At 63.0% G+C, this 18,638-nt stretch carries 24 protein-coding genes; 23 read left to right on the top strand and 1 reads right to left on the bottom strand.

Annotation, left to right across the window (positions count from 1 at the left end):
• The first annotated feature begins 14 nt into the window (after window positions 1-14).
• The 23 genes from fabG (at window position 15) to G5B40_RS03060 (ending at window position 18,410) form a co-directional block, all read left to right on the top strand.
• Window positions 15-752 (top strand): 3-oxoacyl-[acyl-carrier-protein] reductase, encoded by a 738-nt coding sequence (fabG, locus tag G5B40_RS03170; protein ID WP_165094876.1) that lies wholly within the window; start codon window positions 15-17, stop codon window positions 750-752.
• Between the two features lie 191 nt (window positions 753-943).
• The gene (locus tag G5B40_RS03165; RefSeq protein WP_165094873.1) at window positions 944-1,183 is read left to right on the top strand and encodes an acyl carrier protein; all 240 of its coding nucleotides are present in this window, start codon (window positions 944-946) and stop codon (window positions 1,181-1,183) included.
• A 109-nt stretch (window positions 1,184-1,292) separates the two neighbouring features.
• Window positions 1,293-2,549 (top strand): beta-ketoacyl-ACP synthase II, encoded by a 1,257-nt coding sequence (gene fabF / locus G5B40_RS03160; protein ID WP_165094871.1) that lies wholly within the window; start codon window positions 1,293-1,295, stop codon window positions 2,547-2,549.
• Between the two features lie 9 nt (window positions 2,550-2,558).
• Window positions 2,559-3,548 (top strand): endolytic transglycosylase MltG, encoded by a 990-nt coding sequence (gene mltG / locus G5B40_RS03155; protein WP_165094868.1) that lies wholly within the window; start codon window positions 2,559-2,561, stop codon window positions 3,546-3,548.
• 126 nt (window positions 3,549-3,674) lie between these two features.
• Window positions 3,675-3,989 (top strand): hypothetical protein, encoded by a 315-nt coding sequence (locus tag G5B40_RS03150; protein ID WP_165094865.1) that lies wholly within the window; start codon window positions 3,675-3,677, stop codon window positions 3,987-3,989.
• Entirely contained in the window at window positions 3,940-5,256 is a 1,317-nt protein-coding gene (locus tag G5B40_RS03145) for a DNA-packaging protein (protein WP_165094863.1), read from the top strand. The genes G5B40_RS03150 and G5B40_RS03145 overlap by 50 nt, the downstream gene beginning before the upstream one ends.
• A gap of 23 nt (window positions 5,257-5,279) precedes the next feature.
• The gene (locus G5B40_RS03140) at window positions 5,280-6,458 is read left to right on the top strand and encodes a phage portal protein (protein WP_165094860.1); all 1,179 of its coding nucleotides are present in this window, start codon (window positions 5,280-5,282) and stop codon (window positions 6,456-6,458) included.
• On the top strand, window positions 6,455-6,709 hold the full coding sequence (locus G5B40_RS03135; RefSeq protein WP_165094857.1) for a GTA head formation protein, RCAP_rcc01685 family: 255 nt from the start codon (window positions 6,455-6,457) through the stop codon (window positions 6,707-6,709). The genes G5B40_RS03140 and G5B40_RS03135 overlap by 4 nt, the downstream gene beginning before the upstream one ends.
• Before the next feature lie 16 nt (window positions 6,710-6,725).
• Window positions 6,726-7,271 (top strand): HK97 family phage prohead protease, encoded by a 546-nt coding sequence (locus tag G5B40_RS03130; RefSeq protein ID WP_425500085.1) that lies wholly within the window; start codon window positions 6,726-6,728, stop codon window positions 7,269-7,271.
• 42 nt (window positions 7,272-7,313) lie between these two features.
• Entirely contained in the window at window positions 7,314-8,477 is a 1,164-nt protein-coding gene (locus G5B40_RS03125) for a phage major capsid protein (protein ID WP_165094851.1), read from the top strand.
• A 140-nt stretch (window positions 8,478-8,617) separates the two neighbouring features.
• Window positions 8,618-9,184, top strand: coding sequence for a head-tail connector protein (locus G5B40_RS03120; protein ID WP_165094848.1), 567 nt, complete (start codon window positions 8,618-8,620; stop codon window positions 9,182-9,184).
• Window positions 9,181-9,516, top strand: coding sequence for a phage head closure protein (locus tag G5B40_RS03115; protein WP_165094845.1), 336 nt, complete (start codon window positions 9,181-9,183; stop codon window positions 9,514-9,516). Before G5B40_RS03120 ends, G5B40_RS03115 begins: the two co-directional genes overlap by 4 nt.
• A complete protein-coding gene (locus G5B40_RS03110) occupies window positions 9,513-9,932 on the top strand; it encodes a DUF3168 domain-containing protein (protein ID WP_165094842.1) in 420 nt (139 codons plus the stop codon). Before G5B40_RS03115 ends, G5B40_RS03110 begins: the two co-directional genes overlap by 4 nt.
• Before the next feature lie 29 nt (window positions 9,933-9,961).
• The gene (locus G5B40_RS03105) at window positions 9,962-10,375 is read left to right on the top strand and encodes a phage major tail protein, TP901-1 family (protein ID WP_165094838.1); all 414 of its coding nucleotides are present in this window, start codon (window positions 9,962-9,964) and stop codon (window positions 10,373-10,375) included.
• A 56-nt stretch (window positions 10,376-10,431) separates the two neighbouring features.
• Window positions 10,432-10,689 carry a gene transfer agent family protein gene (locus G5B40_RS03100; protein WP_343040590.1) on the top strand — a complete coding sequence of 86 codons (258 nt, stop codon included), beginning with the start codon at window positions 10,432-10,434 and terminating at the stop codon, window positions 10,687-10,689.
• Entirely contained in the window at window positions 10,686-10,901 is a 216-nt protein-coding gene (locus tag G5B40_RS03095) for a phage tail assembly chaperone (RefSeq protein WP_165094835.1), read from the top strand. Before G5B40_RS03100 ends, G5B40_RS03095 begins: the two co-directional genes overlap by 4 nt.
• Entirely contained in the window at window positions 10,901-11,551 is a 651-nt protein-coding gene (locus tag G5B40_RS03090; RefSeq protein WP_165094833.1) for a phage tail tape measure protein, read from the top strand. The genes G5B40_RS03095 and G5B40_RS03090 overlap by 1 nt, the downstream gene beginning before the upstream one ends.
• A 7-nt stretch (window positions 11,552-11,558) precedes the next feature.
• Window positions 11,559-12,191 carry a DUF2460 domain-containing protein gene (locus G5B40_RS03085; RefSeq protein WP_165094830.1) on the top strand — a complete coding sequence of 211 codons (633 nt, stop codon included), beginning with the start codon at window positions 11,559-11,561 and terminating at the stop codon, window positions 12,189-12,191.
• Window positions 12,191-13,081, top strand: coding sequence for a DUF2163 domain-containing protein (locus tag G5B40_RS03080; RefSeq protein WP_165094828.1), 891 nt, complete (start codon window positions 12,191-12,193; stop codon window positions 13,079-13,081). Before G5B40_RS03085 ends, G5B40_RS03080 begins: the two co-directional genes overlap by 1 nt.
• 16 nt (window positions 13,082-13,097) lie before the next feature.
• The gene (locus G5B40_RS03075) at window positions 13,098-13,523 is read left to right on the top strand and encodes a C40 family peptidase (protein WP_165094826.1); all 426 of its coding nucleotides are present in this window, start codon (window positions 13,098-13,100) and stop codon (window positions 13,521-13,523) included.
• 3 nt (window positions 13,524-13,526) lie between these two features.
• On the top strand, window positions 13,527-17,432 hold the full coding sequence (locus G5B40_RS03070) for a baseplate multidomain protein megatron (RefSeq protein ID WP_165094824.1): 3,906 nt from the start codon (window positions 13,527-13,529) through the stop codon (window positions 17,430-17,432).
• Window positions 17,425-18,141, top strand: a complete 717-nt coding sequence (locus G5B40_RS03065; RefSeq protein WP_165094822.1) for a DUF2793 domain-containing protein — start codon at window positions 17,425-17,427, stop codon at window positions 18,139-18,141. The genes G5B40_RS03070 and G5B40_RS03065 overlap by 8 nt, the downstream gene beginning before the upstream one ends.
• A 38-nt stretch (window positions 18,142-18,179) precedes the next feature.
• On the top strand, window positions 18,180-18,410 hold the full coding sequence (locus G5B40_RS03060) for a hypothetical protein (protein ID WP_246209690.1): 231 nt from the start codon (window positions 18,180-18,182) through the stop codon (window positions 18,408-18,410).
• A gap of 31 nt (window positions 18,411-18,441) precedes the next feature.
• Here the strand turns inward: G5B40_RS03060 and G5B40_RS21075 are convergent, their stop codons facing one another.
• Entirely contained in the window at window positions 18,442-18,576 is a 135-nt protein-coding gene (locus G5B40_RS21075; RefSeq protein ID WP_246209815.1) for a TraR/DksA family transcriptional regulator, read from the bottom strand.
• Window positions 18,577-18,638 lie beyond the last annotated feature (62 nt).

Here is an 18,638-nt window from a genome sequence, read left to right as displayed (position 1 = left end):
CAAGGAGGCGGCACATGTTCGACCTGACGGGAAAGAGCGCGCTTGTCACCGGGGCGTCCGGCGGCATAGGAGCGGAGATCGCGCGCGCGCTTCACGGCGCAGGAGCCGCGGTGGCGTTGTCCGGAACAAGGACCGGGCCGCTGGAGGCGTTGGCGGCGGAGCTCGGCGAGCGGGCGCACGTGGTCGCCTGCGACCTGTCGGACGGCGCCGCGGTCGATGCGCTAGCGGGGCGGGCGACGGAGGCGATGGGGGCCGTCGATATTCTCGTGAACAACGCCGGCCTGACGCGCGACAATCTCCTCATGCGGATGAGCATCGAGGAATGGGATCAGGTGATCGCGGTCAATCTCACGGCTGGCTTCCGGCTCTCGAAAGCAGTGTTGCGCGGGATGATGAAGGCGCGCTGGGGGCGGATCATCGGCGTCGCATCAGTCGTCGGCGTCACCGGAAATCCAGGGCAGGGCAATTACGCCGCATCGAAAGCCGGCATGATCGGCATGACGAAATCCCTGGCGTCTGAAGTGGCGAGTCGCGGCGTGACCGCAAATTGTGTCGCGCCGGGGTTTATCCGTACGGCGATGACGGATGCGCTGAAGGAAGACCAAAAGGCGAAAATCAACGCTGTGATTCCCGCCGGACGGATGGGCGAAGCGAACGAAATCGCCGCTGCGGCGCTGTATCTAGCCAGCGCCGAAGCGGGATATGTCACCGGCCAGACCTTGCATGTGAATGGCGGTATGGCGATGATCTGAGGCTTGCGCGTGTCGCGCTTCGAGCGAAAGCAAGGCGGGGTATTCGCCCATTTGCGTTATCCGACGCTTATGGTAATAGCCCCGCCAAGCGGCGAACGAATGGACGGCGTCGTGCGAATAACACGTTTCCGGCGATCGCCGTCGAGAAACGATCCGAATTGAGGCGTGCGCCTCCAGTAGAGGGAACGAGCATGAGCGACATCGCGGATCGCGTGAAAAAGATCGTCGTCGAGCATCTGGGCGTCGAAGAGGAAAAAGTCGTCGAGAAGGCCAGCTTTATCGACGATCTTGGCGCGGACAGTCTCGACACGGTCGAGTTGGTCATGGCGTTCGAAGAGGAGTTCGGGATCGAGATCCCGGACGATGCGGCCGAGACAATTCAAACCTTCGGCGACGCGGTGAAGTTCATCTCCGAGAACGCTGACGCCTGAACCGGCGGAAAATCGCACAAAGTTCAGCGCCCGGGCTTCCCGGGCGCTATTTTTTTGTCGGATGCGCAGTTATGTTGCCGCCGCATAGCGAAGATTGAGAGAGATGCGCATGAGACGGGTTGTCGTAACGGGCCTCGGGATGGTGACGCCGCTTGGTTGCGGTGTCGAAGAGACCTGGGGACGGCTGGTGGCTGGAGAGTCAGGCGCTGGAACGATCCGGCATTTCAACGCCGATCACCTGGCGTGCCGCATCGCCTGCGAGATTCCGCTCGGGGATGGGCCGGGTGACTTCAACGCCGATAACTGGGTGGAGAAGAAGGAGCAGCGCAAGATCGACCGATTCATCATCTATGCGCTGACCGCGGCGGATCAGGCGATCGCAGACGCCGGCTGGTCCGACGCCGACGAAGAGGAAAAGCTTCGGACAGGAGTGATGATCGGCTCCGGCATCGGAGGAATCGAGACCATCGCCGAAACCGCGATCACGCTGAAGGAGCGCGGGCCGCGACGGGTTTCGCCCTTCTTCATTCCTTCGGCGCTGATCAATCTCTGTTCTGGTCAGGTCTCGATCAGGCACGGGTTCAAGGGGCCCAATCATTCGGTCGTGACGGCCTGTTCGACCGGCGCGCATGCGATCGGCGATGCGGCGCGCCTGATCATGTTGGGCGACGCCGACGTGATGATCGCCGGCGGCGCGGAAAGCCCGGTTTGCGAGATATCCGTCGCGGGATTCGGCGCCTGCAAGGCGCTTTCGACAGGGTACAACGATGAACCGACCCGCGCCTCCCGCCCCTATGATCGCGGGCGCGATGGATTCGTGATGGGCGAGGGTGCGGGCGTCGTCGTGCTCGAGGAGCTTGAGCACGCGGTGGCGCGCGGCGCCAGAATTTACGGTGAAGTGATCGGATACGGTCTTTCCGGCGACGCCTATCACATCACCTCACCCGCACCGGATGGAGACGGCGGGTATCGCTCCATGTCCGCAGCGCTGGCGCGCGCCGGCGTGGAAGGTAAGGACATCGATTACGTGAACGCGCACGGCACATCGACGCCGCTTGGAGACGAGATAGAACTACGAGCGGTCACGCGACTGCTTGGCGACGCGGCCAGCGGCGTGACGATGTCCTCCACGAAGAGTTCCATCGGGCACCTGTTGGGCGCTGCCGGGGCGGTAGAAGCGATTTTCTGTCTACTGGCCATGCGCGACGGAATCGCGCCGCCGACGCTTAACCTTGAGGATCCTTCGGTCGAGACGGAAATCGACCTAGCGCCGCTGAATGCGGTGAAGCGCGAGATTAATGTGGCGCTGTCGAACTCCTTTGGGTTCGGCGGCACCAACGCCTCGCTGATTTTCCGCAAGGTCTGAGCGATCGGGATGGCGAAGCATGTTGCCGCCAATGCGCTGACGATTCTCATTGTTGTCTGCGTCGCGCTGGCCGGGTTGACGATCTGGTCGGTCCGCTCCTTCTCGACTCCCGGTCCACTAGAAGCTCCGAAATTGGTGACGCTCGAACGCGGGGTTTCGCTCACCGCAGCCTCCGAGACGCTCGAAAAGGAAGGTGCGATCGCGAATGCGATGATTTTTCGGCTTGGCGCGAGATATCTTGGGGTCGATGACGAGGTCAAATATGGCGAGTACGAGATACCCGCTTCCGCTTCGATGGAGGAAGTGCTGGATATCGTCACCTCGGGCAAGTCGATCCAGTACAAGGTGACGATCGCCGAAGGGCTGACGAGTTGGGAGATCGTGGAGGCGCTCCGTGCTAATCCGCTGCTGAGCGGCGAGATTGAGACTGTTCCGCCGGAAGGGACGCTCGCACCGGACACATATTTCGTCTCGCGTGGGTCGAATCGTTCGGAACTGCTTTCGCGGATGCTGGATGCGCAGGCGATCATTCTCGCGACGGCCTGGGCGTCGCGCGACGCAGACCTGCCGCTGAAGTCGCCGGAGGAAGTTCTCACGCTGGCGTCAATCGTCGAGAAGGAAACGGCGGTTGCTGCTGAACGGCCGCTTGTCGGTGGGGTGTTCATCAACCGGTTGAAGCGTGGAATGCGGCTCCAGTCGGATCCGACGATCATCTATGGAATCACCAAAGGCGAGGGGCCGTTGGACCGTCCGATACGACGGTCGGATATCGAGAAACCGACAGCTTACAACACCTATATCATCGACAGACTGCCGCCTGGGCCAATCGCCAACCCCGGGCGCGACGCGATTGCCGCTGTGGTGAATCCGGCGCAGACAGATGCGTTGTACTTTGTCGCGGATGGCTCGGGCGGGCATGCGTTCGCCACGAATCTGCGCGAGCATCAGAAGAATGTCGCAGCCTGGCGACGCATCGAACGCTCCGGTCAGAGTGAGTAGATGCAACTGAAAAGATAGTTCTTGACATTCCGCTCGCTCTGCGTTAGTAAAGGCGCAGACTGAGAAAACTGTAAGAGGCCAGCGCCGCTCCGCGCTGGCCTTTTTCGTTTCCCGGAAAGACCCCCAATGACCCATCCAAGAATCGACGCCGCCACGGCGGAGCGCCTGATCGCGCAGGCGCGTCAACTTTATCAGAACCTCGGATATGAACTCGCGAAGGCGATCCGCGTCTTGCATTCGGGCGCCGAGGATCTCGCGGCGAAAGGCCGGGCTGAAACGCTTCGGGCGCACAGAAAGGCGCTCCAGACTGTGCTCGATCTCGAGCTGCAACTAAGAAAAGAGAGCCAGAATCCGGAAAAATCGAATGAAATCGACCTCGAAGCCGCCCGTGATGAAATCTATCGGCGCCTCGATCGCCTGGCGACCGCGGGAGGAGATTGAAGACCTTCTGCAAGGCCTCTCCGAGAATGCGCAAGCTGCGCTGCCTTTCCTTTTCGATGTCTGGGGCATGCGCAAGCACCAGTTGCCGCCGGAGGGTGACTGGACGACCTGGCTGATCCTCGGGGGCCGAGGCGCTGGAAAGACCCGCGCTGGAGCTGAATGGATCCGATCGATGGTGGAGGGCGCGACGCCGCTCGCACCTGGCGCCTGCAAACGGGTTGCACTGGTCGGCGCCACCCTCGATGAGGCGCGCGATGTCATGGTGCGCGGCGAGAGTGGGCTGATCGCCTGTTCGCCGCCGGACCGGCGTCCAGAATGGAATGAATCGCGCCGGACGCTGACCTGGGTCAATGGAGCGGAGGCGACCTGCTTCTCAGCTTCAAGCCCGGAAAAACTGCGCGGGCCGCAATTCGACTGCGCATGGGTGGACGAACTAGGCAAGTGGCCCAAGCCGGACCGGGCATGGGACATGCTTCAGTTCGCACTCCGGCTGGGCGATCATCCGCGGCAGGTGGTGACGACGACACCGCGCGCGAACCCGGTGCTTGAAGCCCTGATAACGGACGAAGGCACGGTCACGGTATCCGCCGGAACGCGTGAGAACCGAGCCAATCTTGCGAAGGGGTTCCTCGAAAAGGTCACCAAGAAGTATGGGGGAACGTCACAAGGGCGCGAAGAGCTTGATGGCGTCATGGTGCTCGACCGTCCCGGCGCGCTGTGGACCCGCTCGCTGATCGAGGCGGCGCGCGTGCGCGAGGCGCCGAAGTTGAGCCGGACCGTCGTCGCGGTCGATCCGCCCGTTAGCGCCGGCGAGAACGCCGACGAGTGCGGCATCATCGTCGCCGGGCGAGCTGGCGACAACGTCTATGTGCTCGCCGACCGCTCCAGCCGGGGCGACACGCCGCAGCAATGGGCGATGAGAGCCGCCGCCGCCTATGACGAATTCAACGCGGACCGGGTGGTGTTTGAAGTCAACCAAGGCGGCGCGATGGTCGAGACGGTGGTGCGTGGGGTCGCGCCGCTGATCAGTTTCTCCGCGGTCCATGCCAACAAGAGCAAGGCGATGAGAGCGGAGCCGATCTCGGCGCTATACGAGCAGGGCCTCGTGAAGCACGTCGGCGGTTTCCCGGCGCTGGAGGACCAGATGCGGGCGTTCGGTTCGGAAGGATTCAAGGGCAGCCCCGATCGGGTTGACGCGCTTGTCTGGGCGATCTGGAGCCTGATGCACGGGCCGCAGGCCGGCGGCCCCAGCGTCCGACAGCTCTGAAAGACGCCAAACGGAGATACATCATGCTGTTCAATATCTTACGCTCCGGGGTCAACGCCGCGGGCGAAAGGAAGGCGTCCGCCGTCGGCGGAATGGTCGCGATACACGCCGCGGGTCGCGCGATCTGGGGGCCGCGAGACGAAACATCGCTGACGAGGGCGGGCTATCAGAGCAACGCTGTCGTATTTCGCGCTGTCAGAATGGTTGCGGAGGCGGCGGCGGCGACGCCGATGCGCCTCACCTCAAACGGCGCGGCGCTGACTGAGCATCCGGTTCTTTCGCTTCTGGCCGCGCCGAATAACGGCCAGGACGGCGCAGGATTGCTGGAAGCGGTATTCGGAAATCTCATGCTGTTCGGCGACGCCTATCTCGAGGCGGCGGCGCTGGACGATCGCGGCGCTCCGGCGGAGCTCCACACGCTTCGCCCGGATCGGATGCGCGTCATTCCGGGGGCCGATGGCTGGCCGGAAGCGTATGAGTATCGCGTTAGCGGGCGCGCGCATCGGTTCGACATGACGACGGAGGCGCAGCCGATCCTGCATATGCGGGGTTTTCACCCGCTTGACGATCATTACGGCATGGCGCCGCTGACGGCGGCTGCGGCGGCGATCGATATCCATAACTCGGCGGGGAAATGGTCCAAGGGATTGCTGGACAACGCGGCGCGGCCATCGGGCGCGCTGGTCTATAAAGGGCCGGATGGGGCGACGCTATCCGACGAGCAATTCCGGCGGATCGTGAATGAGTTGGAGGACGGACACCAAGGCGCGCGAAACGCCGGAAGGCCGATGCTGCTGGAGGGCGGCCTGGACTGGAAACCGATGGGCTTCTCGCCTTCGGATATGGAGTTCCTGAAAACCAAGGAAGCCGCTGCGCGGGAGATCGCGCTAGCGTTCGGCGTGCCGCCTCAATTGCTCGGATTGCCGGGCGACACTGCATATTCGAACTACCAGGAGGCGAACCGGGCTTTCTATCGGCAGACGGTTTTGCCGCTCGCCCGGCGCGTCGGGGCCGCGCTGGCCGGCTGGCTCGGCTGGCGATGGGGAGAGATTTTGCGATTGACGCCAGATCTCGACGCCATTCCAGCGCTGCAAAGCGAGCGTGAATCGCAATGGCGGCGCATCGCGGCTGCGGATTTTCTGGATGCGGCGGAGAAGCGGAAGCTGCTGGGCCTGCCGCCCCGCGCGCCCGCCGGGGAATGAGCGGCGCGCCGCAACGGCGCACGCTTGGCTCACGCTATCTTTATGAGCCTTTCGATAGCGCCCACGCCCGGATTGAGACGCATGAACGCGTCTTCGAGGAACGCTGGGTGGCGCTGAACCGGATCCTTGAACAGATCGAGAGCGGGTTGGATCGCTTGGAGCGGCGGCTCTGGTTGGCGGTTTACGGTGTGGCCATCGCGCTGGCGGGGCAGATCCTCGCCTTCATGTTGAATACGCGACCCTTTCCTTAGGAGGCGAACCTTGCAGATAAATTCCGGAGCACTATCAGGACTTGAGACAAAGTTTATCGCCCTTGACCGAAAGGGCGCTAGCGGCGCGGAGATTGGCGGCTACGCCTCTCACTTTGGTGTTGCTGACCAGAACGGGGACGTGGTGGAGGCTGGGGCGTTCGCCGCCTCGCTCAAGCGCCTCGCGCGCGAGAACCGCACTGTGAAACTGCTCTGGCAGCATGACCCTTCTGCGCCGATCGGGGTCTGGGATAGCGTCACCGAGGATCGCGTCGGGCTTTCGGTGCGGGGGCGGCTTCTGACCGAGATCGCACGCGGAGCGGAGGCGGCGGCGCTGCTCGCCGCCGGGGCCGTCGACGGGCTCTCGATCGGCTACCGCACTGTGAGAGCGGAGCGGGCCGGGGCTGGACGTCGGCTGATCGAACTCGACCTCTGGGAAGTTTCGCTCGTCACCTTTCCGATGCTTCCCTCCGCGCGTGCCTCCACCCAGGCGCCCAATCCGGAGGCGGATATCGCCCGCGAACTGGCGGAAGCCCTCAGGGGCGCCCGCGAGACGCTGATGTGAACCAGCAGCGTTTTCCTGTCGTCAACCGCAAAGGACCTTCTCATGACGCATGAAGCACAAACCGACGCCGGACCGGAGACGAAATCCGCGCTCTCCGGCTTTTTGACCGATTTCAAGTCCTTCCAGATGGAGATCAAGAACCGCATGACCGAACAGGATGAACGCATCGGTTCGCTGAGCCGGAAATCCGCACATCGTCCGGCGCTCAGCAGCGCGGCCGAGCTGGTTGCGCCGCACAGGAAGGCGATCGACGCCTATCTCCGCGCCGGCGAGGACGCCGCGCTGAGGGCGCTGCCGCTGGAAGGCAAGGGGATGACGACCGGTATCCTGGCGGATGGCGGCTATCTCGTCGATCCGCAGACGTCGGACCGGATCATGGGAGTTTTGCGCGCCGCTTCCTCAATTCGCTCGGTCGCGACCGTCGCGGAGGTTGAGGCCGGCGTCTACGACGTACTCGTCGACCATACCGATATCGGCGCCGGCTGGACGAATGAGGCCGGCTCCGTCTCGGAAACCGATACGCCGCAGATCGAACGCATCTCGATTCCGCTCCATGAGCTTTCCGCTTCTCCTAAGGCGTCACAGCGCCTCTTGGATGATTCCGCCTTTGATATCGAGGGCTGGCTCGCAGAACGTATCGCCGACCGTTTCATCCGGGCTGAGAACGCCGCCTTCGTCAATGGCGACGGCGTCGACAAACCAACCGGCTTTCTGAGCTACAGCACGCTGCCGAATGACAACTGGGCCTGGGGCAATCTCGGTTATATTCCGACGGGCACGGCGGGAGATTTCTCTTCCGTCGATCCGTCGGATGCGATCGTCGACCTGATCTACTCGCTCGGCGCGGAATATCGCGTGAATGCGAGTTTCGTGATGAATTCCAAGACCGCCGGCGCCGTGCGGAAGATGAAGGATGCGGATGGGCGGTTCCTCTGGGCCGAAAGCCTCGTTTCAGGCCAACCGGCGCGGCTGATGGGTTATCCGGTGGTCATTTCGGAGGACATGCCCGACATCGATGTCGATGCTGTAGCCATTGCTTTCGGTGATTTCGGAGCCGGTTATACCATCGCGGAGCGGCCCGATCTGCGGGTGATGCGCGATCCGTTCTCGGCGAAGCCGCATGTCCTGTTCTACGCATCGAAGCGAGTCGGCGGGGATGTCACCGACTTCGCGGCGATCAAGCTTCTGAAATTCGCCGCATCCTGAGTCAGGCCCGATCGGCCTGAACGCCGCCGCCGGGCCTCCACGCTCGGCGGCGTCCGTCTTTGCGCCCTGGATCCTGCTTTTCCTCAGCGTCCGCCGCGGCGCGAAGAGGCATTCTTTCTTTGTTTCAAGGAGCGTTGGCAATGCTGACCGAAATCACGCCGCCGGCGATCACGGCTGCAGTGCTGGATGAGCTTTCACGCCACCTTCGGCTCTCCACCGGGTTCGCAGACGATCAGGCGGAAGATATGGAAGCGGCGCTCCTCGCCGCGGTTGCGCATCTCGAAGGCGTGCTCGGACTCTGTTTCATCCCGCGAACCTTCGCCTGGCGTGGGGGGCTCGACGTACACAAGGCGACGACGGCGCCGATTGCGCCTGTCCGGTCGCTGGTGTCGGTTTCGCGTGTGCTCGCAAACGGCGGCTCGGAACCTGTCGCGCTCCCCTTCTTTCGGCTCGATCAGGAGGTGACGCGCACGAGGATCATCTCGACAGCACTCATTTCCGATCCATTGGATTTCGTCTTCGAAGCTGGATTCGGCGCGGATTGGGATGCGACCCCGGCCGACCTGCGTCGGGCGGCTCTGATTCTCGCGGCCGAGAATTTCGACAGGCGGCATGCGACTGCAGATCGGCGCGCATACGCGATGCACCATGGCGTTGCGGCGTTGATCCAGCCCTGGCGTGAATTGCGACTTGGGGCGCGGCCGTGAGCGGGGAACTGACGCGGCGCTTGACGCTCGAAGAGCGTGCCACGACGCCAGATGGCGCCGGTGGACTTTCCGATAGTTGGGTCGTCCGTGGCGTCCATTGGGCGGAGATCAAAACGGCTTCCGCTCGCGAGGGATTTGCTGGCGGCCGGCCGGCGAGCCGTGTCACGCACCGCGCTCTTATCCGCTATGCCGACTTTGGCTCAGACCAGAGGCCAGTTCCCGACCAGAGATTCCGTGAGGGAGAGCGCATCTTCGCGATTCGGGGCGTCGCCGAGGCCGACGACAGACGTGAACGACTGATCTGCTGGCTCGAGGAAGGGACGCTGACATGACGATGGCGCTTTCCGCGCCGCTGCAGCGCGCGCTTTTCGAACGGCTGACGACGGCGCCGGAGCTCGCGACGCTGCACGGTCGAATTCACGACGACGCGCCGCATCGGAGCCGAGATGCGGGAGGTGAACCCTACATCACGCTTGGCGATGAGACGATTTCGCCCTGGAACACCGCGACCGACAGCGGCGCGGCGCACGAGGCGGTGATCCGCGTTTATGCGCCGCAGCGTGGCTTCCTCGCTGTGAAGGAGATCGCCGCGGTTATCGTCGCGCTGATCGAGGCCAACCCGCCAAAGCCCGAGCGCGGCGTGATCGTCACCCATGAGTTCTCCGGCGCTCGGACGCGGCGCGAAGAGAACGGCGCATTGCGGCGCATCGACCTGACATTTCGATTTGTCATCGAAGATGACGCCTGACCGAAGCTTCATGAACGAGAGGACCCGCCATGGCCGCCCAGAAGGGAAAAGACCTGCTGATTAAGATCGACCCCGCCGGAGGAGGTGTTTTCGAAACCGTGGCGGGGCTGCGCGCATCGCGCATCGCGCTGAATGCGGAAACGGTCGACGCCACGACCGCGGACAGCGCCGGCCGTTGGCGCGAACTTCTGGCCGGAGCCGGGGCGCGTTCCGCGGCGATCTCGGGTTCGGGCGTTTTCAAGGACGCGACCTCCGACGCGATGATGCGTCAGGCGTTCTTCGACGGCGTCACGCTCTCCGCGCAAATCATCGTGCCTGGTTTCGGGATAATCGAAGGGCCGTTTCAACTGACCGCGCTGGAATATTCCGGCGACCATGATGGCGAAGCCACGTTCGAGGCGAGTCTCGCTTCCGCCGGTTCGCTGAGCTTCACCGCGATATGATGATCAATCCGCATCGCGGTGAGGTCGCCATCGGGATCGGTGGCGAAGAGCGGCTCATGCGTCTCACGCTCGGAGAGCTCGCCGCGCTCGAAGCGCGATTGGAGGTTGGCGGGCTGGTTGCTCTTGCTGAGCGGTTCGAGACGGGCGCTTTTCGCGCAAACGACCTGATTGCCCTTCTCACGGCCGGACTACGCGGCGGTGGCGATGACCTTGATGAAGCGGAGGTCGCGGCGATGGATTTCGACGGTGGCGCGATCGGCGCCGCAGAGGCGGCCTCGCGTCTGCTAGCGGCCAGTTTCAGGGGAACAACATGACGAGAGATGACACCCGGTTTGACTGGGACATGTTGATGCGCTTCGGACTTGGCGCGCTCGGGCTTGGCCCGCGGGAGTTCTGGACGATGACCCCGCGTGAGTTCGATGCGGCCGCCAAAGGACGACTGGGTCTATTCAATGACGCACGCGCGCTGGATCGCGCCGGCCTTGCGGCGCTCAACGAGAAATTCCCTGACCGGGCGGCGAGCTGATGGATGAGCGGGAGGCGGAAAGCCAGTCGGCGGCGATCTCCAACCTGGAGCGCGCCTACCAACGCCTGCGCGTGACGGCGCGGGGAGCAACGGCCGATATTGCTTTCGATCTTCGTTCATCGACGAGCGAGATTCGAAAGATGGAGAGCGAGACGAGTGCGCTCTCGCGTTCGTTCGGGTCTGGACTGAGACGCGCTTTTGACAGCGCGATCTTCAGCGGAGACAAGCTGAGCGACGTCATGCGCAACCTAGCGCTTTCGATGTCCCGGTCAGTGCTGCACAGCGCATTGACGCCGGTGCAGAATTCGCTCGGTGGCGCTGTGACCGGCTTGTTCGCAGGCTTTGCTAAGGGCGCCGCGTTTTCTTCCGGTCGGGTTCGGGCCTTCGCCAAGGGGGGCGTCGTCTCAGACGCCACGGCCTTTCCGATGCGCGGCGGGGCAGGGTTGATGGGGGAAGCGGGCCCGGAGGCGATCATGCCCCTGACGCGCGGACCTGACGGCAGCCTCGGCGTGAAGGCCGAAGGCGGCAGGAGCGTGGCGAACGTCACTGTCAACATATCCACGACGGATGCGGAGAGCTTCCGACGAAGCCAGTCCCAAATCTCGGCGAGCATCGCCCGGGCTGTGCGGCGCGGCGAACGGAACATGTGAGGGTGAGATGAGCTTTCATGAAGTAGTCTTCCCCGCCGCGCTTTCCTTCGGGTCGAGCGGCGGGCCCGAGCGGCGTACGGAAATCGTCGCGCTGGCGAGCGGGTTCGAGGAGCGCAACGCGACCTGGGCGCATGCAAGACGGCATTACGATGCGGGACTGGGACTGCGTAGCCTCGACGATATTCATGCAGTTGTAACGTTTTTCGAGGCGCGGCTCGGCAGGTTGCATGGCTTCCGCTGGAAAGACTGGGCGGACTACAAGTCCTGCGCACCCTCCGAAACGCCTGCGCATTTCGATCAACCGCTCGGCGTTGGAGACGGTGTGACCCGCGAGTATCCGCTCAGCCGCATCTACGCCTCAGGCGGCGTAGAATATGTGCGCCCGATATCAAAGCCGCGCGTAGACAGCGTCCTAGTCGGCTGTGACGGTCGGGAGTTGGCGCCGGGTTCGAAATTTTCCGTCGATCATCAAAGCGGCGTGGTGAGTTTCGCGTCCGCGCCGGAAGCCGGAGCGGTGCTGACCGCGGGGTTCGAATTCCATGTGCCGGTCCGCTTCGATACGGACCGCATCGAGATCAACCTCGCCGCGTTCGAAGCCGGCGAAATTCCTTCTATCCCTGTCATCGAAGTGAGGGTCTGATGCGAACCATACCGGCGCAGATGCAGGAGAAACTGGATAACGGCGCGAGCACGTTCTGCGCCTGCTGGCGGATCGATCCGGTGAATGGCGAACCGCTCGGATTCACCGACCATGATCGCGACCTCACATTCGATGACCTCACATTTGAAGCGTCGAGCGGGTTCGACGCAAATGCGATCGAAAGGTCGCTCGGGTTGGCCATAGACAATACCGCCGCGACCGGCGCCTTGCGTTCGGAGAGGCTCACCGAAGCCGATATACGCCGCGGCCGATATGACGGCGCCGAATTCCGACTGTGGCTGGTGGACTGGAGCGACGTGAGTTCGCGTATTCTCACCTTTCGCGGCGAGATCGGTGAGATCACGCGCGGCGATCTCGCGTTTGAAGTAGAGATCCGGGGGTTGTCGGAAAAGCTGAACCGGCCGGTCGGACGACGCTTTCTGCGCGTTTGCGATGCGCAACTCGGCGATCTGCGTTGTGGCGTCAATGCGGACAAGGCTGTGTTCTCAGGCGGCGGAACAGTCGCTAGCGTCGCAGACCGTCGGAGCTTCGAAGCCGACGGACTCGGCGTGTTCGAGACCAACTGGTTCGCGGATGGCGCGTTGACCTGGACTGGCGGCGCAAACTCTGGCTCGTTGATGGGCGTGCGGACCCACATTTTTGATGGTGGGCGCGCCAGGTTGGAGCTGGATCGCGATCCGGTCGACGCGCCGGCGGTCGGTGATACGTTCTCCGTCGTAGCTGGTTGCGACAAGCGTGCTTCGACATGCCGCGACAAATTCCAGAATTTGAAGAACTTCCGCGGGTTTCCACACATCCCCGGCGACAACTGGATCACATCGTATCCGGCTGATGGCGGTGTATATCAAGGGGGCTCGCGTCGTGGCTGAGGCGGGGACAGATTCCATGCGAGTGGTCACGCTTGCGCGAGAATGGATCGGAACCCCCTACCGTCACCAAGCGAGCCTCAAGGGGGTAGGCGCGGATTGTCTCGGTCTCATTCGCGGCGTCTGGCGAGAACTTCTTGGCGCCGAACCGGAGGAAACCCCGGCTTATAGCCGCGACTGGTGCGAGGTTTCACGCGACGAAGCGCTCTGGCGTGCGGCGGCGACCTGGCTGGCTCCGGGTTCCAGCGAGCGGTTGGGCAACGTGCTTCTCTTCAGAATGGCGCCGGACGCGCCGGCAAAGCATCTCGCAATCCGCGCAGGAGAGTCGCCCGACGCGCCGACGATCATCCATGCCTATTCCGGCCGCGCCGTGATCGAATCTCCTTTCACTGGCGGCTGGCGACGGCGTGTCGTCGCCGCATTTAGATATCCGGAAGGCAGTTGACCCATGGCGACAATGATTCTTTCCGCCGCTGGCTCGTCCATTGGATCTGCGGCCGGCGGCACGCTTCTGGGCCTGGGAGCGACAACTGTCGGCCGCGCAGCAGGCGGTGTCGCCGGCTCCCTGATCGACCGCCAAGTGCTCGGCCAAGGCTCACAGCCGATCGAGACCGGTCGCGTGGAAGGCATTCGTGTTCAGACCGCAGGCGAGGGCGACCCTATCCCGCAGCTCTTCGGCCGCATGAGAGTGGGCGGCCAGGTGATCTGGGCCAGCCAGTTCACCGAGCATGTCGATGAAACAACCGAAGGAGGGAAGGGCGGCGGCCGAAGGACGAGTGAATACAGGTACACGATTTCGTTCGCAGTCGCGCTTTGTGAAGGACGAATCCGGCGGATAGGGCGCGTCTGGGCGGACGGAGCGGAGATTTCACTCTCCGACTACCAGTATCGGCTGTATAAGGGCGGCGCGGCTCAACTGCCGGACCCCCTGATCGACGCGATAGAAGGCGGTGCGCCTGCGTATCGCGATCTCGCATATCTGGTGTTCGAAGAAATGCCGCTCGCTGCCTTCGGTAATCGAATCCCTCAATTGAATTTTGAGGTCTGGCGCGAGCCTGCCGCTGCTCCCGGGGCCAATGGTGATACGGCGGCGCCGCTATCCGAACTTGTCCGGGCCGTGGCGATGTCTCCCGGCTCAGGTGAGTTTTCTCTGGAGACGAAAAAGATACTGCGGCTTACCAGCCCGGGTCGGGCGGAGTTCGAGAACGTTAATACGATATCAGAGCGGCCTGACCTGATGATAGGGCTGGACCAACTGGAAGCCGAGGCGCCGAATTGCGGCGCTGTCTCGTTGATCGTTTCATGGTTTGGCGACGATCTGCGCTGCGGGCGGTGCCAGATCCGCCCATGCGTCGAGACCAGTAACAAGGACACGTCGCCTTCAACTTGGAGGGTCAACGGGGTCGGGCGCGGCGGCGCAAGAACTGTTTCTACGGACGACGCCGGGCGCCCAATCTATGGCGGAACGCCAGCGGACGGCTCGGTGATCCGATCTATCCGTGAGATGAAGTCGCGCGGTCTCGAGGTCATGTTCTATCCGTTCATCCTGATGGACGTTCCAGCGGACAATCAGAATACGGACCCCTGGAGCGGCGAAGTTGGGCAACCCCCATTTCCATGGAGAGGCAGGATCACGCTCAATCGCGCCCCCGGTGTCGCAGGGTCACCTGATAAAACAGAGGTCGCGACGGAGCAGGTTGACCGATTTTTTGGCGCCGCGGCAGTCAGTGATTTCACGGCGGATGGAGAAACCGTCGAGTACCACGGCCCCGCGGAGTGGTCTTTCCGTCGCTTCATCCTTCACTATGCTCATATGTGCGCGCTGGCAGGTGGGGTCGAGAGTTTTTGCATCGGCTCCGAGATGCGCAGTTTGACCCAGATAAGAAGCGGTCCGAACGCCTATCCAACGGTCGCCCGGCTTTGTGCGTTGGCAAGTGATGTACGCTCGATTTTGGGGCCGCATGTGAAGATCGGCTATGCGGCGGACTGGTCTGAGTATTTCGGTCACCATCCGGGCGACGGTTCCGGCGATGTCTTCTTTCATCTCGATCCACTTTGGGCGGATTCGAATATCGATTTCGTCGGTATCGACAATTATCTTCCGCTCGCAGACTGGCGCTACCGGGAAGGTCATGCGGATGAATCCTCCAATTCAGTCTATTCGCTTTCCTATCTCGATGACAATGTTGAGGGTGGAGAGGGCTACGACTGGTTTTATGCCGACAAGGCGGCTCGCGACGCGCAAGTTAGGACGCCGATTGTTGATACAGCCCATGGCGAAGACTGGGTTTTTCGACCCAAGGATATCAGGAACTGGTGGTCCGAACCGCATCGCAATCGGCCCGGAGGCGTGCGGGCGAGCGCCACCACGGCGTGGATCCCCCGGTCAAAACCAATCTGGTTCACCGAGATCGGATGTCCGGCGGTGGATCTGGGCGCCAATCAGCCCAATGTTTTCGTTGACCCCAAGTCATCAGAGAACGCGTTGCCATATTTCTCGCGCGGCGTGCGCGACGACTTCATGCAACGACGTTACCTTCAGGCAGCGCTAACTCACTGGGCCAATCCCGGCAATAATCCTGTTTCGCCCGTCTATGGCGGTCAGATGATTCAGTTGAACCGGACGTTCATCTGGACTTGGGACGCCCGGCCATGGCCGGATTTCCCCAATCGACTGACGGTGTGGTCGGACGGGCCGAACCATAGACTAGGCCACTGGATCACGGGCCGTCTCGGAGCGGCGTCGCTCGCCGATGTCGTGGCTGAAATCTGTCTTCGCGCTGGTCTGAAAGACTTCGATGTCTCGGAGCTCTACGGCGTCGTTCAGGGTTTCATGTTGGAGGATGCCGGCAGCGGGCGCGCCGCTCTACAGTCATTGATGACGGCCTTCGCGTTCGACGCGCATGAAAGCGGCCCGACATTACGCTTTCGCCATCGACACAGACCGGTCGATGCGACGCTCGGACGCGAAGAAGTCACCCTGGCGAAGGATGGCGGCGCAAACATGTCGCTTTCACGCGCGCCAGACGGTGAACTCGCTGCTTCGATCAGCTTCAGGTTTATCGACAGCGAACGCGATTACGAGACCGGCGCAATCGAGGCGCGATCTGTTGATTCGCGATCGACGAGAAAGGAATCATCAAGCGCGCCGCTTCTTCTCGATGGTGGTTCCGCCCAGAGCATCGCGGATCGGCAACTCGCGGAGGTGGCGGCTGGACGAGAAACCTGCCGTGTTGTCGCCGCGCGTCGGCGGCTGGCTCTGGAGCCAGGGGACATTATTGCGCTGGATGAGGTGCCCGGCGACGCCCGCTATCGCATCGATTCAATCGAAGACGCCGGCGCACGTGCGCTCAAGCTCACTAGGATTGAGCTCAAAGCTTATGCGGTCGCACCGCGAAATGTACCACCGACGCCGCCGCAGCCGGTCTTTCCCGCCACTCCGGTTGCGTCGGAGTTCCTCGATCTGCCCGCTATCGGAGGTGGCGAGACAGGTCCGCTGATAGCGGCGTTCGCAGACCCGTGGTCCGGCGCGGCGTCGCTTTACGTCGCTGATGGGGACGAGGATTTCGCACGGGTGGCGCGCGTTGCGCGGCCCGCCGTGATGGGAACGCTGGTGACAGAACTGCCCGCCGCCGCGCCGGACCTCTGGACGCGCGGCGTCTCAGTGGAAGTAGCGCTCTACGGTGGGGGACTCAGCGCGAAGCCAGATATATCGATTCTTAACGGGGCCAACAGGGCCGCCTTGATGAGCCCGGCCGGCGAGTGGGAGATCATACAGTTCCAGAGTGCCGTGCTGGTCGGCGCCAATCGCTGGCGGTTGACCCGCCTGCTGCGAGGGCAGGCAGGGACGGAGGCGTTCATCGGCGATCCAACACCTGCGGGGGCGGCGTTTGTTCTTATTGATAGTGCTGTGACCCCTATCGACACTCCCGCGTCGTTGCGCGGAGTGGAGCGGCATTGGCGTATCGGGCCGAGCCGGAAATCCTTCGCGCATGACAGCTATTCCGGGTTCATCGCGACCGACCGTGGAACGCGACTTCGGCCGTTTGCGCCGGCGCATCTGCGGGCGTCGCGCGATGCGGCGAGCGGTGACGTCACACTGACATGGGTCAGGCGCGCGCGAATCGATGGCGATAGCTGGGATGGGATCGACCCGCCTCTCGGCGAAGCGCGGGAAGCCTATCTGGTTCGCATCGGCGCCAGCCGGACAGTGGAGACAGCATCACCGCGCTGGGTCTGGACCGCCGCGATGCAGGCGACGGACGGCGTTGCGGGCGCGGTGGAGATCGCTGTAGCGCAGTTATCCAATCAATTCGGCGCAGGGCCGGAAAGCAAGGTGACCATCGATGTCTGACACTCCAAATCTTTCCCTGCCGCTCCTCGCGGCAGGTCAGGCGCAGAAGCACGTAACGATGAACGAGGCGCTCGCGAGGCTGGACGCGTTGGCGGCGCCGTCGGTGATCAGCGCGGATCAGGCGGCGCCGCCGCAAAGCCCTGCGGTTGATGCGGCGTATATTGTCGCCGCTCCGGCGTCTGAAGACTGGAGCGGACGGGAGAATGCGCTTGCGTTCCGCATCAATGATGGCTGGGAATTCGCTGAACCAAAACCCGGTTGGCGTGTATGGGTCGCAGATCGCGGTGAAGCGGCGGTCTTCTCCGGCCTTGCCTGGGTCGTGGACCCAGTTGGCCCGGTCGGCATGGGCGCGCAGATGCGCGCCGGCATGATCGTCGGGGACGAACCCATTCAACCCGGTACAGGCTTCGACACCGCCCTGACTATTCCAGACCGCGCGGTCGTCGTTGGCGTCACAGGCCGGGTGATCGAGACGATAGGCGGCGCTGGTCTTGGCGGCTGGCGCCTCGGCGTCGCGGGTTCGACGGATCGATATGGCTCGTTCATCGGGCTTGAGAAGAATTCTTCGGTAAACGGCGTCACCGGAGCTCCGGTCGGCTATTTCGAGCCGACGCCGCTCAGGGTCGAGCCAGATGGCGGCGCATTCGCCACTGGGGTCGTCCGCATGTCCGTCCATTATCTGGCGCTGACGCCCCCGGACGCAGTCTGACCCTTTCTTCCGTCACCCACCCAGAAAAGGAGCTTGCCATGACCGTTTGCGGAAATGTCGCCGACTGTTTCGTCATCCTGATGCCACGGGCTTTTGACGTGGCGTTCGCCATCGTCGCCGCTGCGTCCGCTATCGCCGCAGTGACGCCGACGCCGCGCGACGACGCGTTGCTCGGCAAGGTCTATCGTATCCTGGACACGCTGGCGCTAAATGTCGGTTACGCCAAGGATCGTCCGAAAAGCCTGGGCGGCCGCTTCGTCGCCGAGTGAAACGAAGCGCCCCGACCTTGGCCGGGGCGCATCATCTGGCGCATTCAATGCAAAGATGCGCCGTCGGGTCGGCCGCAAGTCGACCCGGCGCAATTTCGGCGCCGCAATTGGCGCACCAGCCATATTCCTCACTTTCAATGCGCTTCAGAGCGGCGACGATTCTCATCCGCTCCTGCCGTCTTCGCCGATGCGTCTCCTGCGCCATTTTCTGGCGTTGAAGGAGATCGG

Origin of the sequence: Pikeienuella piscinae, assembly GCF_011044155.1 — a bacterium.
GTDB lineage: Bacteria > Pseudomonadota > Alphaproteobacteria > Rhodobacterales > Rhodobacteraceae > Pikeienuella > Pikeienuella piscinae.
Note: the sequence above shows the minus strand (reverse complement) of the source record. Positions and strands in the feature narration are given on the sequence as shown.

Excerpts from the sequence above, each read along its gene's own strand:
- fabG (WP_165094876.1), top strand. The coding sequence starts at position 15 with ATGTTCGACCTGACGGGAAAGAGCGCGCTTGTCACCGGGGCGTCCGGC.
- G5B40_RS03165 (WP_165094873.1), top strand. The coding sequence starts at position 944 with ATGAGCGACATCGCGGATCGCGTGAAAAAGATCGTCGTCGAGCATCTG.
- fabF (WP_165094871.1), top strand. The coding sequence starts at position 1,293 with ATGAGACGGGTTGTCGTAACGGGCCTCGGGATGGTGACGCCGCTTGGT.
- mltG (WP_165094868.1), top strand. The coding sequence starts at position 2,559 with ATGGCGAAGCATGTTGCCGCCAATGCGCTGACGATTCTCATTGTTGTC.
- G5B40_RS03150 (WP_165094865.1), top strand. The coding sequence starts at position 3,675 with ATGACCCATCCAAGAATCGACGCCGCCACGGCGGAGCGCCTGATCGCG.
- G5B40_RS03145 (WP_165094863.1), top strand. The coding sequence starts at position 3,940 with ATGAAATCTATCGGCGCCTCGATCGCCTGGCGACCGCGGGAGGAGATT.
- G5B40_RS03140 (WP_165094860.1), top strand. The coding sequence starts at position 5,280 with ATGCTGTTCAATATCTTACGCTCCGGGGTCAACGCCGCGGGCGAAAGG.
- G5B40_RS03135 (WP_165094857.1), top strand. The coding sequence starts at position 6,455 with ATGAGCGGCGCGCCGCAACGGCGCACGCTTGGCTCACGCTATCTTTAT.
- G5B40_RS03125 (WP_165094851.1), top strand. The coding sequence starts at position 7,314 with ATGACGCATGAAGCACAAACCGACGCCGGACCGGAGACGAAATCCGCG.
- G5B40_RS03120 (WP_165094848.1), top strand. The coding sequence starts at position 8,618 with ATGCTGACCGAAATCACGCCGCCGGCGATCACGGCTGCAGTGCTGGAT.
- G5B40_RS03110 (WP_165094842.1), top strand. The coding sequence starts at position 9,513 with ATGACGATGGCGCTTTCCGCGCCGCTGCAGCGCGCGCTTTTCGAACGG.
- G5B40_RS03105 (WP_165094838.1), top strand. The coding sequence starts at position 9,962 with ATGGCCGCCCAGAAGGGAAAAGACCTGCTGATTAAGATCGACCCCGCC.
- G5B40_RS03100 (WP_343040590.1), top strand. The coding sequence starts at position 10,432 with ATGCGTCTCACGCTCGGAGAGCTCGCCGCGCTCGAAGCGCGATTGGAG.
- G5B40_RS03095 (WP_165094835.1), top strand. The coding sequence starts at position 10,686 with ATGACGAGAGATGACACCCGGTTTGACTGGGACATGTTGATGCGCTTC.
- G5B40_RS03090 (WP_165094833.1), top strand. The coding sequence starts at position 10,901 with ATGGATGAGCGGGAGGCGGAAAGCCAGTCGGCGGCGATCTCCAACCTG.
- G5B40_RS03085 (WP_165094830.1), top strand. The coding sequence starts at position 11,559 with ATGAGCTTTCATGAAGTAGTCTTCCCCGCCGCGCTTTCCTTCGGGTCG.
- G5B40_RS03080 (WP_165094828.1), top strand. The coding sequence starts at position 12,191 with ATGCGAACCATACCGGCGCAGATGCAGGAGAAACTGGATAACGGCGCG.
- G5B40_RS03075 (WP_165094826.1), top strand. The coding sequence starts at position 13,098 with ATGCGAGTGGTCACGCTTGCGCGAGAATGGATCGGAACCCCCTACCGT.
- G5B40_RS03070 (WP_165094824.1), top strand. The coding sequence starts at position 13,527 with ATGGCGACAATGATTCTTTCCGCCGCTGGCTCGTCCATTGGATCTGCG.
- G5B40_RS03065 (WP_165094822.1), top strand. The coding sequence starts at position 17,425 with ATGTCTGACACTCCAAATCTTTCCCTGCCGCTCCTCGCGGCAGGTCAG.
- G5B40_RS03060 (WP_246209690.1), top strand. The coding sequence starts at position 18,180 with ATGACCGTTTGCGGAAATGTCGCCGACTGTTTCGTCATCCTGATGCCA.
- G5B40_RS21075 (WP_246209815.1), bottom strand. The coding sequence starts at position 18,576 with ATGAGAATCGTCGCCGCTCTGAAGCGCATTGAAAGTGAGGAATATGGC.